This is a genomic window from Arsukibacterium tuosuense (genome assembly GCF_900215315.1).
Classification (GTDB): Bacteria; Pseudomonadota; Gammaproteobacteria; order Enterobacterales; family Alteromonadaceae; genus Alishewanella; species Alishewanella tuosuense.
In genome coordinates, this window is record NZ_OBEB01000001.1 from 670,158 (window position 1) to 686,388 (window position 16,231).

Annotated in this window: 18 protein-coding genes and 5 tRNA genes; 7 read left to right on the plus strand and 16 right to left on the minus strand. The window is 50.0% G+C overall.

Going from position 1 to position 16,231, the window contains the following annotated elements:
* Positions 1 to 27: 27 nt before the first annotated feature.
* Positions 28 to 507, plus strand: a complete 480-nt coding sequence (locus CRO03_RS03105; RefSeq protein WP_097110086.1) for an FKBP-type peptidyl-prolyl cis-trans isomerase — start codon at positions 28 to 30, stop codon at positions 505 to 507.
* Here the strand turns inward: CRO03_RS03105 and CRO03_RS03110 are convergent, their stop codons facing one another.
* Both CRO03_RS03110 and CRO03_RS03115 read right to left on the minus strand, forming a co-directional pair.
* The gene (locus tag CRO03_RS03110; protein WP_212682316.1) at positions 508 to 1,620 is read right to left on the minus strand and encodes a PQQ-dependent sugar dehydrogenase; all 1,113 of its coding nucleotides are present in this window, start codon (positions 1,618 to 1,620) and stop codon (positions 508 to 510) included. It lies immediately after the preceding gene.
* A gap of 14 nt (positions 1,621 to 1,634) precedes the next feature.
* Entirely contained in the window at positions 1,635 to 2,105 is a 471-nt protein-coding gene (locus CRO03_RS03115; RefSeq protein WP_097110088.1) for a hypothetical protein, read from the minus strand.
* A gap of 201 nt (positions 2,106 to 2,306) precedes the next feature.
* On the opposite strand from CRO03_RS03115, the gene hemH reads away from it, so the two are divergent.
* A complete protein-coding gene (hemH, locus tag CRO03_RS03120) occupies positions 2,307 to 3,389 on the plus strand; it encodes a ferrochelatase (RefSeq protein ID WP_097110089.1) in 1,083 nt (360 codons plus the stop codon).
* 28 nt (positions 3,390 to 3,417) lie between these two features.
* Here the strand turns inward: hemH and CRO03_RS03125 are convergent, their stop codons facing one another.
* Together CRO03_RS03125 and CRO03_RS03130 are read right to left on the minus strand one after the other, a co-directional pair.
* Complete coding sequence (locus tag CRO03_RS03125) at positions 3,418 to 4,425, minus strand: GGDEF domain-containing protein (RefSeq protein WP_097110090.1); 1,008 nt, start codon at positions 4,423 to 4,425, stop codon at positions 3,418 to 3,420.
* A gap of 220 nt (positions 4,426 to 4,645) precedes the next feature.
* Positions 4,646 to 5,269 carry an HAD family hydrolase gene (locus tag CRO03_RS03130; protein ID WP_097110091.1) on the minus strand — a complete coding sequence of 208 codons (624 nt, stop codon included), beginning with the start codon at positions 5,267 to 5,269 and terminating at the stop codon, positions 4,646 to 4,648.
* A 226-nt stretch (positions 5,270 to 5,495) separates the two neighbouring features.
* Here CRO03_RS03130 and CRO03_RS03135 point away from each other — a divergent pair, with 226 nt between their 5' ends.
* Entirely contained in the window at positions 5,496 to 6,206 is a 711-nt protein-coding gene (locus tag CRO03_RS03135; RefSeq protein ID WP_097110092.1) for a YebC/PmpR family DNA-binding transcriptional regulator, read from the plus strand.
* A gap of 7 nt (positions 6,207 to 6,213) precedes the next feature.
* Here CRO03_RS03135 and CRO03_RS03140 read toward each other — a convergent pair whose 3' ends face one another.
* A complete protein-coding gene (locus CRO03_RS03140; RefSeq protein ID WP_097110093.1) occupies positions 6,214 to 6,603 on the minus strand; it encodes a cytochrome b562 in 390 nt (129 codons plus the stop codon).
* A 78-nt stretch (positions 6,604 to 6,681) separates the two neighbouring features.
* Between CRO03_RS03140 and CRO03_RS03145 the strand changes: the two genes are divergently transcribed.
* Complete coding sequence (locus CRO03_RS03145) at positions 6,682 to 7,905, plus strand: dipeptidase (RefSeq protein WP_097110396.1); 1,224 nt, start codon at positions 6,682 to 6,684, stop codon at positions 7,903 to 7,905.
* Between the two features lie 97 nt (positions 7,906 to 8,002).
* Here CRO03_RS03145 and CRO03_RS03150 read toward each other — a convergent pair whose 3' ends face one another.
* Both CRO03_RS03150 and CRO03_RS03155 read right to left on the minus strand, forming a co-directional pair.
* Positions 8,003 to 8,725 (minus strand): DUF445 domain-containing protein, encoded by a 723-nt coding sequence (locus CRO03_RS03150; RefSeq protein ID WP_097110094.1) that lies wholly within the window; start codon positions 8,723 to 8,725, stop codon positions 8,003 to 8,005.
* 105 nt (positions 8,726 to 8,830) lie between these two features.
* Positions 8,831 to 9,019 carry a hypothetical protein gene (locus CRO03_RS03155; protein ID WP_097110095.1) on the minus strand — a complete coding sequence of 63 codons (189 nt, stop codon included), beginning with the start codon at positions 9,017 to 9,019 and terminating at the stop codon, positions 8,831 to 8,833.
* Positions 9,020 to 9,332: 313 nt separating this feature from the next.
* On the opposite strand from CRO03_RS03155, the gene CRO03_RS03160 reads away from it, so the two are divergent.
* Entirely contained in the window at positions 9,333 to 10,295 is a 963-nt protein-coding gene (locus CRO03_RS03160; RefSeq protein ID WP_097110096.1) for a tetratricopeptide repeat protein, read from the plus strand.
* A 40-nt stretch (positions 10,296 to 10,335) separates the two neighbouring features.
* A complete protein-coding gene (locus CRO03_RS03165; protein WP_212682317.1) occupies positions 10,336 to 11,271 on the plus strand; it encodes a tetratricopeptide repeat protein in 936 nt (311 codons plus the stop codon).
* Between the two features lie 81 nt (positions 11,272 to 11,352).
* Here CRO03_RS03165 and CRO03_RS03170 read toward each other — a convergent pair whose 3' ends face one another.
* Complete coding sequence (locus CRO03_RS03170; protein ID WP_097110097.1) at positions 11,353 to 11,640, minus strand: encapsulin-associated ferritin-like protein; 288 nt, start codon at positions 11,638 to 11,640, stop codon at positions 11,353 to 11,355.
* A gap of 176 nt (positions 11,641 to 11,816) precedes the next feature.
* Here CRO03_RS03170 and CRO03_RS03175 point away from each other — a divergent pair, with 176 nt between their 5' ends.
* Positions 11,817 to 12,578, plus strand: coding sequence for an FkbM family methyltransferase (locus CRO03_RS03175; protein ID WP_097110098.1), 762 nt, complete (start codon positions 11,817 to 11,819; stop codon positions 12,576 to 12,578).
* A 416-nt stretch (positions 12,579 to 12,994) separates the two neighbouring features.
* On the opposite strand, the gene CRO03_RS03185 is transcribed toward CRO03_RS03175, so the two are convergent.
* From CRO03_RS03185 to pal, 8 genes are all read right to left on the minus strand, one after another.
* Positions 12,995 to 13,084 (minus strand) — tRNA-Ser (locus CRO03_RS03185).
* Between the two features lie 115 nt (positions 13,085 to 13,199).
* Entirely contained in the window at positions 13,200 to 14,258 is a 1,059-nt protein-coding gene (nadA, locus tag CRO03_RS03190; protein ID WP_097110100.1) for a quinolinate synthase NadA, read from the minus strand.
* Positions 14,259 to 14,349: 91 nt separating this feature from the next.
* Positions 14,350 to 14,425, minus strand: a tRNA-Lys gene (locus tag CRO03_RS03195).
* Between the two features lie 19 nt (positions 14,426 to 14,444).
* A tRNA-Lys gene (locus tag CRO03_RS03200) sits at positions 14,445 to 14,520 on the minus strand.
* A 19-nt stretch (positions 14,521 to 14,539) separates the two neighbouring features.
* A tRNA-Lys gene (locus CRO03_RS03205) sits at positions 14,540 to 14,615 on the minus strand.
* A gap of 26 nt (positions 14,616 to 14,641) precedes the next feature.
* Positions 14,642 to 14,717: transfer RNA gene (locus CRO03_RS03210), tRNA-Lys, on the minus strand.
* A 139-nt stretch (positions 14,718 to 14,856) separates the two neighbouring features.
* Positions 14,857 to 15,648 (minus strand): tol-pal system protein YbgF, encoded by a 792-nt coding sequence (gene ybgF / locus CRO03_RS03215; RefSeq protein WP_097110101.1) that lies wholly within the window; start codon positions 15,646 to 15,648, stop codon positions 14,857 to 14,859.
* 25 nt (positions 15,649 to 15,673) lie between these two features.
* Entirely contained in the window at positions 15,674 to 16,204 is a 531-nt protein-coding gene (gene pal, locus CRO03_RS03220; protein ID WP_097110102.1) for a peptidoglycan-associated lipoprotein Pal, read from the minus strand.
* Positions 16,205 to 16,231: the final 27 nt, after the last annotated feature.

A 16,231-nucleotide genomic window follows, 5' to 3' on the forward strand; every position in this document is an offset into this window, starting at 1 on the left:
CAATTTTCTATCTGAAAGATCCCTACTATGAATATCAGCAACAACGCAGTAGTTCAGTTTCACTATAGCCTTAGCGACGAAAGCGGCGAGCTGGAAAGCTCGAAAGGCAGCTCGCCGTTACTTTATATGCATGGCCAGCAGCAAATGCTGCCAAAGTTAGAAGCGGCGCTGGAAGGCAAGACCGCCGGTGATACCCTTGAGCTGACCCTGGCACCGGAAGATGCCTACGGTGAGGTGAAGGCCAATGCTATTCAGGACATTCAGGTAAAATACTTACACGGAGCCAAAAAATGGCAGCCAGGCATGAAGGCCTGGGTTCAGACTGAAGAAGGTCAACGTCAGGTTACTGTAGTGAAAGTAGGCATGTTTAAAGCACAAATTGACGTTAACCACCCGCTGGCAGGCAAAACCCTGACCTTTAAGGTAGAGGTGTTAAACGTCCGCCCGGCTAGCAGCGAAGAAATTGCCCATGGCCATGCGCATGGAGAAGGCGGCCATCAGCACTAACTAGTCGCCAGCCTGCTGCGGTGCTGGTAATAGCCGCAACAGCTTGCCACTGGCACTATCGGTCAGGATATATAAAGCGCCATCCGGACCGCTGCGTACATCGCGCAATCTGCTGTTAAGCTCGGTTAGCAGCAGTTGCTCGCTCACCACCTTGCCGTTTACCATTTCCAGCCGATGTAACGCCTTACCTGCTAACGCAGTAATAAACAGGTTGCCCTGCCAGGCCGGAAACAATTCACCCTGATATAGCGTCAAGCCGGCAGGCGCAATAGACGGGCTCCAGTGCCAGATGGGTTCAACCATGCCCGGATATTGCCGGAATGGCGATACTCTGGCGCCGGTGTAATCGATACCCCGGGTGGCGACCGGCCAGCCGTAATTTTTACCGGCCTGAATATTATTCAGCTCATCACCACCGCGTGGGCCATGCTCGTGGCTGTATACCCGACTGCTGGCAGCATCCCAGACAATTCCCTGCACATTACGATGCCCCATACTGTATATTTCGCTGGCATAGCCGGGCTGATCAATAAAAGGGTTGTCAGCCGGCACGCTGCCATCAGGCTGCAGCCGGACAATTTTTCCCAGATGATTAACCGGGTTCTGTGCCTGCTCACGGTAATCAAAGCCATCGCCCAGGGTCAGCAAAATGCTGCCATCGGGCAGTTGCAGCATCCGGCCACCATAATGCGCGGCGCCCTTGCGGTACGGCTCAGCTTTAAATATCTGACGAATATCCGTTAATTGTTGTGCTTGCCAGCGAGCGGTTGCCAGACAAACAGTATTCGCGTTGGCATCGCCACAAACATAACTGATTAATAGCTGTTGGTTCTGGCTGTAAGCTGACGGTACTAACACTTCCAGCAGACCGCCCTGCGCTGCTACATAAAGTTCTGGCAAGACGGGTGCAACGTCGGCTGTTACCTCACCTGTTGCCGAAAACTGCTTTAACTTACCAGTACGCTCTGTGACCAACAGGCTACCGTCCGGCAGAAATGCTAACGACCAGGGATAGTTAAGATCGTCGGCCACCGTAATAACCTGATACGGCACGGCCTGCCCTTTTACTGACAGCAGCAGAAACAGTAAAGCCGGTATGATAATTTTTTTCATATTACGCCTCATCGTTACATATTGCCGCGGCTGGTTAACCTGACATAAATCGCTGCACCTGCACCAGCGCACAAGGCCAGTGCCAGACTGCCAAACACGCCTCGGCTGGCGGCAATCAGGGTCGGCATCGGCGCCAGATTATTAATGGCCCACAGCGCCAGCAGCAAACCGACCAGGCTGCAGCCAACGGCCAGCCAGAGCCGGCTGACACCGACGGTAGTGTGTAATAACCGGCTGGCAAGCAGGGCCAGCAGTAATACCGGCGCCATAATCACCAGCATAGTTGGGGTAAAAGAGCGCAAATCGAACCAGACGGTATACAACCAGTCGCCAGCTGGCAGCTGTTCTACCAGGCCCGCTATAGCCACTAAATTAAACTGACTCTGCACTATACTGCCAAGTGCTGCCGCCAATAGCACTGCAATACTGTATGCCAGCAGTCTTTTAAGCTTGCTGTGGTTGTTAGGACGTGGCGTTGTCTGCATATGCTACCCATTCTGCCTGAAGCTATTAATCAAAAGCTTACCGGCATAGTGGCCACTTTACCAGTAACCCGGTATGCTCAAAGCATTTTTAGTTCCAGTTAATCACGCGAAGCTGTTACCATCACAGCATCAATACCAAACCAATCCGCAGCCGGGCGCGTATGCTCTGGCTGTTTATTCCAGCTAATTGAAGTGACAGCTATGGCTTTTATTAATAACCCGAATTATCAGCACAGTGCTACAGATAAAATTGGGGTGCTGCTGACCAACCTGGGCACCCCGGATGAACCGACGCCAAAGGCATTGAAACGCTACCTGAAACAGTTCTTATCAGATCCCCGAGTAGTCGAAGTACCGCGGCTGTTATGGTGGTTTATTTTAAACGGGGTTATTTTGCAAATAAGGCCGCGTCGCTCGGCTAAAGCCTATGCCACCGTGTTTACCGAGCAAGGCTCTCCGCTGTTGTTTCATACCAAAGCGCAAGCAGACGCCATAGCCCACGAATTTGCCAAAGAAGGCAGAACCGATGTGGTGGTTGATTTTGCGATGCGCTATGGTAATCCGTCATTTGCCTCAGTGTTAGATAAGATGTTTAGCCAGGGCGTGCGGAAAATTCTGGTACTGCCGTTATACCCGCAGTACTCGGCCTCCACCTCGGCTTCCACTTTTGATGAACTGGCAAAAGATTTCAGCCAGCGGCGCTGGTTGCCTGACATGCGGTTTATTTCGCATTATCATGATGACAACGGCTATATTGCCGCGTGCGCAGAGCGCATTAAACAACACTGGGCTGAGCATGGCCGCGCCGATAAACTGATGTTTTCTTATCATGGTATCCCGAAACGCTATTTACTAAATGGCGACCCCTATCATTGTGAGTGCTATAAAAGCTCCCGTTTAATTGCCGAAGCTCTGGGCCTTACCAAAGATGAGTACATGACCACCTTTCAGTCACGTTTTGGCCGGGAAGAATGGCTAAAGCCTTACACCGATGAAACCTTAAAAGCGTTGCCTGGCCAGGGCGTAAAATCCGTGCAGGTGTTTTGTCCCGGTTTTGCCGCAGATTGCCTGGAAACCATTGAAGAGATTGCTGAAGAGAATCATGAATACTTTATCGAGGCCGGTGGCGAGCAGTATCAGTATATCAGCGCATTAAACGACCGGCCGGCCCATATTAGCGCGTTATATCAATTAATTAAGCAGAACTTACAGGGTTGGCAGGTGGCCGATGACCCTAAACGGGCAGAGCGTGCCAGTCAACTGGCGACAGATAAAGGCTACTAAAACCCGGTTGCCTGCAGGTGTTGCTGGCTTAAACATCGCTATCTATCTGGGCAGCAACCACCTGGTTTCTGCCCTGGCTTTTCGCCTGGTACAGCGCTAAATCGGCCCGGTGCAGCCAGCTCTCCCAGCTTTCATCATTTTGCAACACAGCGATACCAATAGAGGTTGTTAGTTTTTTACCGTCTGGTAAACCCAGCTGCTCATTCACGCCAAGGCGTATTTTATCGGCCAGCTTGTGCAAGTCTGCTTGCTTAATGTCGGCCAGCAACACCACAAATTCTTCACCACCAAAGCGGAATACCGTATCGCGCTGGCGTACCATCTTTTTCAGAACCGGCACCAGCTCAGTTAACACATTGTCACCGGTTTTATGGCCGTAGTTGTCGTTAATGTTTTTAAAGTAATCCAGGTCAAGTAGCATCAGACCATATTCTGTAGCGTTTTTTCTGTGCTGAACAATTGCCGACATTAAGGCTTCATCTAAGGTTCTGCGGTTAGCAGCGCCAGTCAGACTATCGGTGGTAGCCAGCACTTTCAGTGCTTCACGCTGGGTTTGGGTGCGATAGGCAAAAACATAAGCGAACAGACTGGTAATTAAGCAGGTAACGGTAAACGACACTAACTGAAAAGTGCTGGCAAAAATCTGGCCCGGATTAAATAACGCAACGCCCACTAACACTGATAATGATAACAACAACATTAATAAGGCTTTGAACGGGGAAACCAGAAAAAAGATAAATACAATAAAAGGATAAACCCAGAATACGCCGTCAACACCCAGGTTAATACAGACCAGTATGGCGCCGACGCAAAACGCCATGGCCATAATCAGGCCGGGGCCTTTGGTGTTGTCCGTACGCCAGGCGTAAATTACACAGCAGATACTGATCGACACCATAACCAGATCGGCAATACCCACCACGATATTGCCGGTCAACAGCCGGTAAATCCCGTAGGGAGTAACACATACGGAAATCATCAGCCCGACCAGGCTTATCATCGCCAGATAAAAATTGCTTTTTAATCTTGCCAGCACACTTGTCTACCCTGAACTTTTTTATAATTATGCCGCTAATATAGGGGCTTTAATGGCCATAATGCAACTAAATTGCTTAAATAACAGGCATTTCAAACCTAACATCCACTGTATGCAACAACGCTTAACAGCGTTGCAAACATTTAGGGCGTGTTGACGTTTGCTGGTTAGAAATACCAGCCACTCAGCTGCAAAAACAACCACCAAACGTCAACACGCCCTAGGTACGTCCGCTTATTTTGTTCACCAGTACTGGCAACTGATTAAAGTGATTGATATGGAAATTGGCCTGGTCAACAAACTGCTGATTAGCCCCATTCAGGTACAGGCAGGATAAGCTACCTGCATTGGCCGCCACCTGCAAATCAAATAAATAATCGCCAACATATAAAATATCAGTACAGTTAACCTGTAACTGCTGTGCTATCAACCGTAACCCTGCCGGATCCGGCTTTGCCGCACAATCTTCACGGGTCAGCACCAGGCTGATTGGGATCTGCAACCGGCTGATCACCCGTTCAGTAGCAAGGCGCATATTGCGGGTTAAAATGGCCAGTGGCCAGCCTTGTTGTTGCAACTGCTGCAGGCTCTGCAATGCCCCCGGGATCCAGCTGGCGGCCTCGGCCCCTGCCAGTTCATGCTGATGAATAATCTGCTCCACCCGCGCTTTCTCAGTCAGGCAGCTGACCGTCGCCAGCTGCTCCAGTAACGGCGTGCCGGCAGGCCAGCCAATATCACTGCAGATAGCGCTGAAATCCAGCCGCGAGTCAACCAGGGTGCCATCCAGATCAAATACCACTGCTTTAATTGCCGGGCGTGTTGTTATTGCTGAGTGTGCTTTCATTTAAAAAATCCGGTTTAGGCTGGCTGTCTTATCAGTCTGGTTAAACGTTCTCTGCCCTGCTTTGGTTTAAACTGCTGCGCTATTTCAGCCATTTATTAAAATCCACGGCTGTTTAGCGCTTAAGCTTGCTATAAAAGCCTGCAATTGGCTAGACTAGCGCCCTGTTCGTTTTGACCACTTTTTTTCAATACTTAGTTTTAATACTTAAGAATACAGGAGCGCGACAATGGGCGCACAATGGAAAGCCAAACATAAGCAAGACGCCGCTAACGCTAAGGGCCGGATATTTACCAAACTGGCAAAAGAAATTGCCGTCGCCGCCCGCAACGGCGCTGATCCGGATATGAATGCCAAGTTGCGTTCTGCCATTGATACCGCCAAAAAAGCGTCGATGCCAAAAGACACCCTGGAACGGGCGATTAAAAAAGGCGCCGGCTTACTCGATGGCCCCGCTAATTATGAAACCGTAGTGTACGAAGGCTTTGCGCCGCATCAGGTACCGGTGATCGTTGAATGTTTAACCGATAATAAAAATCGCAGCGCTCAGAGTATCCGCCAGTTATTCCGCAAAGGCCAGCTGGCCACCTCAGGCGCCGTATCATGGGATTTTAAGCACTTAGGCCAGATTGAAGCCGAAGCCAACAGCCCGGATGCCGACATTGAGTTAGCAGCCATTGAAGCCGGTGCCCAGGATTTTGAAACGGGTGATGATGCTGCAGATAACGAAGTGGTGTTTTTAACTGAAGCCACCGATTTAGACATGGTCGCTAAAGCCCTGCCGGAATTTGGTTACACTGTGCTGACCGCTAAACTGGTATACCGGGCCAATAACCCGGTAACTTTAGACGATGAACAACGCGCTGAGGTTGAAGCGTTTCTGGACGCCATTGACGCAGACGACGATGTGCAAAACGTCTATGTTGGTTTAGCCGGCTAAGCTGGCTTTAACCAAACAGCAGTTGCCAGAAGCTGACTTTGCGCTGTTTATGGTAATGACGACGTAGCTTATCCACTTCAGTCAGCGCCTGCTGCAGTTGCTGTTCATCTCCTGCGTCAGCTGCAATCCGGGCGCGCTGTAACGTCAGCAGCACTTTATCCAGCCCTTCCAGGTACGTTTGTGCCTTATCTTCTGGAAATCGTGCTGTTTTTGCCTGTTCAGTCAGCTTCGTCAGTTCGCCGATAAAAGGTTTAGCAGCCTGCGGACTGGCTGCTTCTCTGGCTTGTTTTAACGCCAGCCCCATGTTTTTCATGGTGGTTTCCAGATCCACACTGTTACCTGCAACAACCGGCAGTGACAACACCAGCAGCAGACAGAATAAAAAACGGTTTAACATAACGACAACTCCGGGCTGGATTTTCAGGGCGCAGCATAGCATATTATGGTCAGCCATATTAACCAGAAGGACCCACCAATGACTCCCCGCCTCTCTTTACTTTGCATTGCGCTACTAAGTGCCGGGCTTACCGCCTGCAGCAGTCCGGGCCAGCTGAACAGTCCTGCTGCCACGCAACCGGCTGCCAGCGAGCTGAGCGTTGCCCAACGCGCCCGCTTAATTGCCCAAAACAGGATGATTATCGACACCCACATCGATGTACCTTACCGGCTACATAAAGACTGGGAGGATGTCAGCCAGGCCACTGAGCGGGGCGAGTTTGATTACCCCCGGGCCCGTGCAGGCGGGCTAAATGTGCCTTTTATGTCGGTGTATATTCCGGCCTCTTACGAGCGCAGCGGTGGCGGCTATCAGCTGGCGAACCAGCTGATTGATAATATGGAAGCCCTGGCAGGCCGGGCACCGGATAAGTTTGCCATGGCCCATAGCACTGACGATGCGCTAGCCCAGTTTGGCAATGGTAAAATTTCCCTGGCACTTGGCATGGAAAACGGCACCCCTATCGCCGGCGACTTAGCCAACTTACGCCATTTTTATCAGCGAGGTATTCGCTACATCACCCTGGCGCATTCTGAGAGTAACCATATATCTGACTCCAGTTACGACTTACGCCGTCGCTGGCAGGGCTTAAGCCCGTTTGGCAAAGAGCTGGTAGTAGCAATGAATAATATCGGCATGATGATTGATATCTCCCATGTCTCAGACGATGCGTTTTATCAGACGGTGGCACTGAGCAAAGTACCGGTTATTGCCTCCCACTCGTCGCTACGCAGCTTTGTGCCGGGTTTCGAGCGCAATATGGATGATGACATGATTAAAGCGCTGGCCAAAAATGGCGGCGTTATTCAGATTAATTTCGGTTCATCTTTCGTTACGGCCATTGCCAATCAGTATGGTGCTATGCGCAAAGCCGCAGCTGAAAAAGCCGGCGTAGCCAACGATGCCGCCTTTGCTAAGGTTTTTCGTGAGCAGCAACCCTACCCGTTTGCTACCCTGGAAACCGTGCTGGATCATATTGATCACGTGGTAAAACTGGTGGGTATCGATTATGTGGGTATTGGTTCTGATTACGACGGGGTTGGCGACTCATTGCCTGAGGGCCTGAAAGACGTGGCCAGCTATCCTAACCTGATTGCCGGCTTGCTCGAGCGCGGTTATAGCGAAGCTGATATTGATAAAATTCTGTCAGGTAACCTGTTGCGGGTCTGGCGTCAGGCAGAAGCCTACGCTGCCAAACAATAAGGCTCAGGCAACACGGGCACCCTTTAGATGGATTACCCCCATCTGCAGGGCGCCCGCTTTGCGATGTCATAGTTACTCTGATGCGACTCAATAATCGTTACTGGATAAACGCAGCCACTAACCCTATCAGACCACCAAATACCCCGCCCCATACTACCAGCCAGCCTAAATGCTGGCGGATCATCTGCTGAATAATCTGTTTCACCAGCTCTGGGGTAAGCTCAGCCAGCCGTTGCTGCACGATGGTTTCTACCTGGTCACGGATACTTTGCAGCTGTTCAGGCTGGTCAAGCTGGGCCAGCACCAGCTGGTTAAACTCTTCACTGCGGGAGACATCGGTTAACGCCTCTTTTAACCGGGCAATAAAAGGTTCTTTTAATGGCAATAAAGCGGCGCTGCCACCAAACATGTTGAGCATATTACCGAACGACGATTGCTCAACGACTTTTAGTAAGGAATCGAAAGCGGGCGATAAGTCAGTTTTTGCAATTACCGGCTCAAAATCGAACGCCGGCTGACTTTCATCGCCGGGCTGACCATGCTGTCGGGCAGTAATAAAACGCTCAATATTGTCGCTACTGAAAAACTGAGTCATCACCAGTTGATAAATGCCGGCCTTAAACTCGGTAAACCGTGCCGGAATAACGCCTGAGCCATACAGCAACGGCACTTTTTCAAACAACATATGAATTGCAAGCCAATTGGTTAAGGCGCCTGATAACGCAAACAAGCCCACACTCAGCAACAACGGCTGTTGCCAAAACCAACCTGCAGCAACAACTAACGCAGCTAAGCCGTTGGTAACAATATTTTTATTCATGCCTGGTCTCTGACTCGCGGGTTAAACATCAAGACGTCGATTCTAATCAGCCAGTCAGCTCCAGGCAAGTCCAGTCTGTTTCAGGTAAATAAACGCTGTTAAATATCAGTTATAACCCAGCACTGCGCAGTGGGCGGTGTCTGCATCCCGCTGCCCGGCCTTGTTCGCATCGACACTATCATCATTCCACACCAGGCTTAGCGCTCTGCGCTCCTGCTGGGTTAAATCTACTGTCTGGTTTTGCTGATAAAAAAATTGTTGTTGTGGCACATCACTTTGCTTGGAAACACTCATAGCAGACTCCTGCACTTTGAAAAAATAGCAGCCAGAAAGTAGCGCTCAGGATAGAGCCCCTGTTGTCACCCTCAAACTGCGAATACAGGCCAAGCATAGGCCGGGCAAACTGAGCTGAAGCTGAATTGTGAAATAAAGTTTGGATAAATACAGTTAATTTGTCACATTTCTAGAAGGCCGTTCGTCTTACCTATAACACGGACACTAAACAGGGCAGCGCTAAACGGCTGCAATTGTTAGCTTACCCTCTTCTCTCAGCTGTACTATAGTGAACACAGCGTGATACTGAGGGCCAACAACAGGAACCAGAACAATGAGAAAAACCAAAATTGGGTTGGCGCTAGCCTTAAGTAGTACCTTACTTTTTATACCCGTTACGGCCATGGCTGCTGATGCTCAAGCCGGCTTTTGCGAAAGCGCCAGCTGCCAGGCTGAATTTAAAAAGCTGGAAGAAATGGCTCGCTATGGCAGTGGTGAGGCTGCCACTATCGTTGCCCTTGCTTACGCCACCGGCGAAGGGGTCGGGCATGATATTGAAAAAGCCCGCCAGCAAATTAAACAAGCAGTACGCTGGCGCGAACCGATGGGCATGCACCAGATGTCAATCTGGCTGCGTCAGGGCTTTGTATTTGAGCAGGATATCCGTAAAGCTGATGAATTGCTAAACCGCGCCGTCAGAGCAGAGTTTGGCCCTGCCTTAACAGATAAAGCAAAATTATTGCTGGCGAAAAACACGCCGCAAGCAGATAAAAAAGCTATCGACTTGCTGGAGCAGGCAGCAGAACAATACTACAGCCCGGGACAATACCTGTTGGCACAGTTGCTGGTCAGCGGCGTCGCCGTGGAGTCGGATCTGGCCCGCGCTGCCCGTATTTATAAAAGCCTGGCGCTGAAAGGCTATGCTGATTCCAGGCAGCAGCTGGATCAGATCATCACCGCGCTGGAGCAAACCACTCAACGTGTTGCAGACGAAAAAGCCGACCGTGAATTGGTTGCACGGGTACAGCCGCTACTGGCAGATTTAAAGCAAATTAATGATATTGAAGTGTTTAAAGTACAGGGTAAGCAGTTCAGCGTTAAGTCTGAGTTTACTAATATCGTGGCCCAGCTCGACTCACTGAATCTTTACGAAAGGCGTCTGACCGGCACCCGGATCCCTGGTCAACTATGCGGTCGCGGTGTTACAAACTGCAGCGTCGCTACTAACGATACCATGGGTGGCTTGCTGAATCGCAACACTGTATTTACCCCTCTCAATTTCAGATCGACTCAGTAGGGCGTATTTAACCTAAACCATTGATACAGGAGTTAAGACAATGCGAATAACCAGCATCGGGTTAGTAATAGCGTTAACGGCTACCCTACTTTTGGCCCCTTTTATAACTAGTGCCGCAAATCAGCCAGCCGGCTTTTGTGGCAGCGCCAACTGCCAGTCAGAATTTAAAAAACTGGAAAAAATGGCACATTACGGCAGCGGCGAAGCTGCCACTATTGTGGCCGTTGCTTATGCCAAAGGCGAAGGTGTCGAGCAGGATATAAAAAAAGCCCGCCGCCATATTAAGCAAGCGGTACGCTGGCGCGAGCCGATGGGTATGCACCAGATGTCTATCTGGCTGCGCCAGGGCTTTATCTTCGGGCAGGACATCGCCAAAGCGGATGAGTTACTGGATCGGGCCGCAAAAACGGAATTTGGCCCGGCACTAACAGATAAAGCAAAATTATTGCTGGCACAGGATATGCCACAAACCGATAAAGAGGCCATTGCCCTGCTTGAGACAGCAAACGAGCAACACTACAGCCCGGCCCGCTATTTGCTGGCGCAATTGCTGGTAAGTGGTATCGGCATTGAATCCGATCTGGCCCGGGCCGGCGTGCTTTATAAAAATCTGGCACTGAAAGGCTATGCCGACTCCAGGCAGCGCTTAGATGAAATCATCAATGCCCTGGAGCAAATATCAACCCAACCCGAACCTGAACTGGTCGCGCTGGTCCAGCCGGTGCTGGCGAACTTAAAACAAATTGATGATATTGAAGTTATTGAAGTACGGGGCGAGCAGCTTGATGTTAACTCTGAGCTTAGTAATATCGTCACCCAGCTTAATTCATTAAATTTATATTATCAGGGTAGTACCGGCTCCCGAATTCCGGGCAACCTGTGCGGCCGTGGTGGCTCGATGTGCAACGTGGCCTTTGATCGCAAAACAGATACGACATTTGGTGCCAATACGGTTGGCGAGCTAATGGGTAAGTAAGTTAGTATTAGTCAACGGCGCCCCGGCTTTAGCCCGCAGTAACAGCAGCCCTTCGAATAAGCGAAAAGGGCTGCTCCATAATTATTTGTGAGCAATTGGTTTATCAGTAAACAAATAATCTTTTAGCTGCTTATCAAAGTGAGGATCTCTTCGTCTAATCCATTCAAGCACCATGGCTGCATGTTCTTTTTCTTCATCCCGGTTATGAATAAGAATTTGTTTCAACTGCTCATCGTTACAGGCATCAACCCGCTGGTTATACCAATCGACCGCTTCCAACTCTTCCATTAATGACGTAATAGCCCGGTGCATATCGCGCGTTTCATCACTAAGTTCCCCGACCGGTTCGTGATAGCCTTCATTTGCCATAAATATCCCCACTGGTAGTGCATTAAAAAACTTAGTGTAGATGACAGCAACGGCCCTTGCCTGCCCGCTTGCAGTTAAATGTTACTTTTAATCCTGAAAATGTATCTTAGATAACAGACGTATTAAGTTTGTCATAATTCCGAGCTAAATTAGCATGGTTGGCAATAGGAGTTTCTATGTCTGAATTGAAAGGCTTACTCGATACTGTCCAGTGTCGCAAGTTAGAAAAATCTATCCCTGGTCCTGCGTTGACCAAGCCTCCTGTTGGCTTTGTCCGTTCTCATTATGGCATTCTGCTGCGTAAAAACTGGTTGGATGCGACCTTCCATTTTTGCCAAAGAGGCTCATACGATACACTATTGGTAGACTACTTAAATGGCCAGCGTAAGCCCTTTACTTTTGTTGATATCGGCGCAAATCAGGGCCTTTATTCTATTCTTGCCGGCCACAACAAACACTGCACCAAAGTTTTCGCATTCGAGCCTGTCGCCAGCACCTTTTCACTTTTGAAGACGAACCTTGATGTCAATAATGTGGCAGATATTGTCCATCCCATTAATGCCGCTGTTTCTGTCGAAACAGGCAGCAGCAATATAATCAAAAAACCATGGCACAGTGGCGCCGCTACATTACGTAAGCTGCCCCGCTGGTTTCGATTTACAGAAACTATCGCCACCCTTGGCCCTGATAAGCTAACAACATTAATCCCTGCGGAATCTGATTTAATTATTAAAGTCGATGTCGAAGGGCATGAAAAAATAGTGTTTGAAGCGCTGGTGGCATCCGGCTTACTAAGCAATGCCACAGCCTTGTTTTATGAAGTTAACCGCCGCTGGAGTCAGCAACAAGACCTTGAAACCCTGCTACGTGCGTATGGCTTTAAGAACTTTGTTAACACCTCGTCGAATCTAACATGCGATGTCCTCGCAACCCGCTGATTTGTTGAGCCAGGAGGTCGAACCTCAGGGTCCGAACCAAATCCTCGTCTCGACGCTTAAATGAAAAAGGCCCACGCTTTGTGGTCAAGAGAGGGATTACCAGAACCATCCCTGGTTCTGGCCCTTTGGGGCCGCACTAAAGTGCGTTCCAACTCGCTCCCGGCGAGTTGGTCGAACCTCAGGGTTCGAACCAAATCCTCGATCTCTGCCGCGTTAAATGAAAAAAGGCCCACGCTTTGTGGTCGAGAGAGAGGGATTACCAGAACCATCCCTGGTTCTGGCCCTGCGGGCCGCACTGAAGTGCGTTCCAACTTGTTCCTGACAAGTTGGTCGAACCGCAGGGTTCGAACCAAATCCTCGTCTCGACGCTTAAATGAAAAAGGCCCACGCAATTGCGTGGGCCTTTTTCATTTGATTGGCGGAGAGAGAGGGATTCGAACCCTCGTTAGGGGTTAACCTAAACACACTTTCCAGGCGTGCGCCTTCAGCCACTCAGCCATCTCTCCGGAACTTGCGTTGCAAGCGCGGCTATACTAGGGAAATTCACCGCGCGCTGCAACTGTTATATCTATAAGTGCTTTGTTTATGGCTGCTTTTTAAGCAGTCACAGCCCGTTTTAGCTTAAGCGTTGCCTTTTACCTGCATTTTTAGCTCTTTAGCGAAGTTCAGCATCCGGTTCAGCGGCACTAAGGCTTTTTCGCGCAGGGCTGCATCGACAAAGATCTCATGGCCGGTGGTGTCGGTTAACGCTGCCTCAATCGCTTTTAAGCCGTTCATTGCCATCCAGGGGCAGTGAGCGCAGCTGCGGCAGGTGGCGCCGTTACCGCCGGTTGGGGCTTCGATAAAGGTACGGTCCGGCATCTGCTGTTGCATCTTATAAAAAATGCCTTTGTCGGTCGCGACAATAAAGGTGCTGTTCGGCAGGGTCTGGCTGGCTTTAATCAGCTGACTGGTGGAGCCCACAGCATCGGCCAGTTGTACTACGCTGTCAGGAGACTCCGGGTGCACCAGCACTGCCGCTTCCGGGTGCTGCTTTTTCAGCTCGACTAACGCATTGGCTTTAAACTCGTCGTGGACGATACAGGCGGCGTCCCAAAGCAACATATCAGCGCCGGTTTGCTTTTGCACATAAGCACCCAGGTGCTTATCCGGGCCCCACAGAATTTTTTTACCCTGGCTATCTAAGTAATCGACCACATCCAGGGCAATAGACGAGGTAACCACCCAGTCAGCGCGCGCTTTAACCGCCGCAGAGGTATTGGCATACACCACCACTACCCGGTCTGGATGGGCGTCGCAAAACGCTGAAAACGGCTCTGCCGGGCAGCCTAAGTCCAGGGAACAGGTGGCCTCAAGTGTCGGCATCAGTACGGTTTTATTCGGGGTCAGAATTTTCGCGGTTTCGCCCATAAACTTAACGCCGGCAACAATTAATGTCTCTGCCGGGTGTTCGTTACCAAAACGGGCCATTTCCAGTGAGTCTGACACGCAGCCGCCGGTTTCTTCAGCCAGGGCCTGAATTTCCGGATCGGTATAGTAATGGGCGACCAGCACAGCATTTTTTTGCTGTAGCAGCGCTTTAATCCGGGTTTTATATTCGACCTTTTCATCTGCAGACAAAGGCACAGGTTTTCTGGGGAACCTGAAATCCTGCTCGCTAAAATACATCGACTGCGTCATAACACCTGACCGGTTGCGTAAAAAGGCACGTATTATACACTCGGCAAGCTGGCAATAACAGTATTTAACATAGAGGTGTTTAGGGGGTGTTTGGTGGGTCGTGCTGGATTCGAACCAGCGACCAATTGATTAAAAGTCAACTGCTCTACCAACTGAGCTAACGACCCAAACAAGGTAAACGCGAAGTGGTGGGTCGTGCTGGATTCGAACCAGCGACCAATTGATTAAAAGTCAACTGCTCTACCAACTGAGCTAACGACCCAAACAAGGTAAACGCGAAGTGGTGGGTCGTGCTGGATTCGAACCAGCGACCAATTGATTAAAAGTCAACTGCTCTACCAACTGAGCTAACGACCCACTTCGGTGTACTTGTCTGTGCGGTTTGGTGGGTCGTGCTGGATTCGAACCAGCGACCAATTGATTAAAAGTCAACTGCTCTACCAACTGAGCTAACGACCCTCACCGCGGACGCATATCTTACTGATTTACGGCGCCAGTGCAACCGAAAATTGTTAAAAAGGCTGCCATCCTGGCCTGACTGCGCAAAAAGCCAGCGATATGAAACAACAAAGCCAACCTGAGGGTTGGCTGCTACGACTTATTTCAGTGCGTCCAGTCGTTCTTGCGCCAGTCGGGCGGACGTAGCCGAGGCGTGATCGTTGACTAACTGCTGATAAAACCGCCTTGCCGCGTCTTTATTATTTTCCCGCTCTGCGACCTGCCCCAGCTTTAACAGGGCATCAGGCACTTTATTAGAGGTCTCAAAGTTAGATACAACCCGCTCAAAATGGGTTTTGGCCTTTGCCAGGTCATTGTTATTAAACAATAACTGTCCCAGCCAGTAATGGGCATTGGGCGCGTAGCCGGAGTTGGGGTAGTTTTTGATAAAGGCTTCAAACTCAGGGATAGCCGCATCGTAACGCCGATCCTTCAATACCATATTTACGGCTTTATCGTAAGCATCGTTTTCTGACATATTTGAAGAATAGGAAACGGTAGGTATGCTGTTAACATCGCTGGAAACAGGCGGTTGGGCGGCAGTACTGGTTTGCAGCGCCCCTACCCTGCGATCAATTTCCTGATATAAATCGCGTTGGCGTTGCAGCATTTCATCCAGCTGGTAGGTGTGTGTTTCCGTAACCCCACGGATCTGGCTGACTTCATCCAGCAATAAATTTAATTGCTGCTGCATCTGCATCTGACCCTGGGCCCGGGCTTCTACCACCCGCTCCAATGTTGCCAGACGTTGCTCCAGCGTACCGCTGCCAGGGCTGGCAAGTTGCTGGTTTGGCGTGATATTTCTGCCCAGCTCAGTAACCGGTGCCGGGTTAGCCCAGGCACCGCTACTCACTAAGGACAGAGCAACCCACAGTGTTTTATTTACTGTCATGATCACTCTTTTTTGTTATTAACTATTAGTAAACCAGTACTGCACGACGGTTTTTAGCAAAACCTGTCTCTGTACGTGATCTGTCAACTGGCTTCTCTTCACCGTAGCTAACGGTAGACAACTGGCCGGCAGACACACCCAGGTTTTGTAAATAAGATACCACTGCCTGAGCACGACGCTCACCTAACGCAATGTTGTACTCTGGGGTACCGCGCTCATCAGAATGACCTTCGATGGTCACACGGACGCTTGGGTTAGCCCGTAAAAAGGTACCATGAGCTTCCAGTACTTCAACGAACTCAGGACGAACGGTAGCCCGGTCGAAATCGAAATAAATGGTGTTTTCCTGGCGCAATGCTTCCAGTTTCTGACGCATTTGCTCAGCAGGGCTGACAACTGGCTCGGCAGTTTCAACCTGTACAGTTTCGGTGACCTGCTCAGCAGCTTCTGAGGTGCGGGCATCGTCAGCAGAAGTTGATGACGTTGAGCTACAGGCGGCTAATGTCATCACAGGTACTGCGACTAATAAAGCCTTTAACACTTTGTTTAAGTTCATTTTGTTGTCCTTAGTAAGTTAACCACG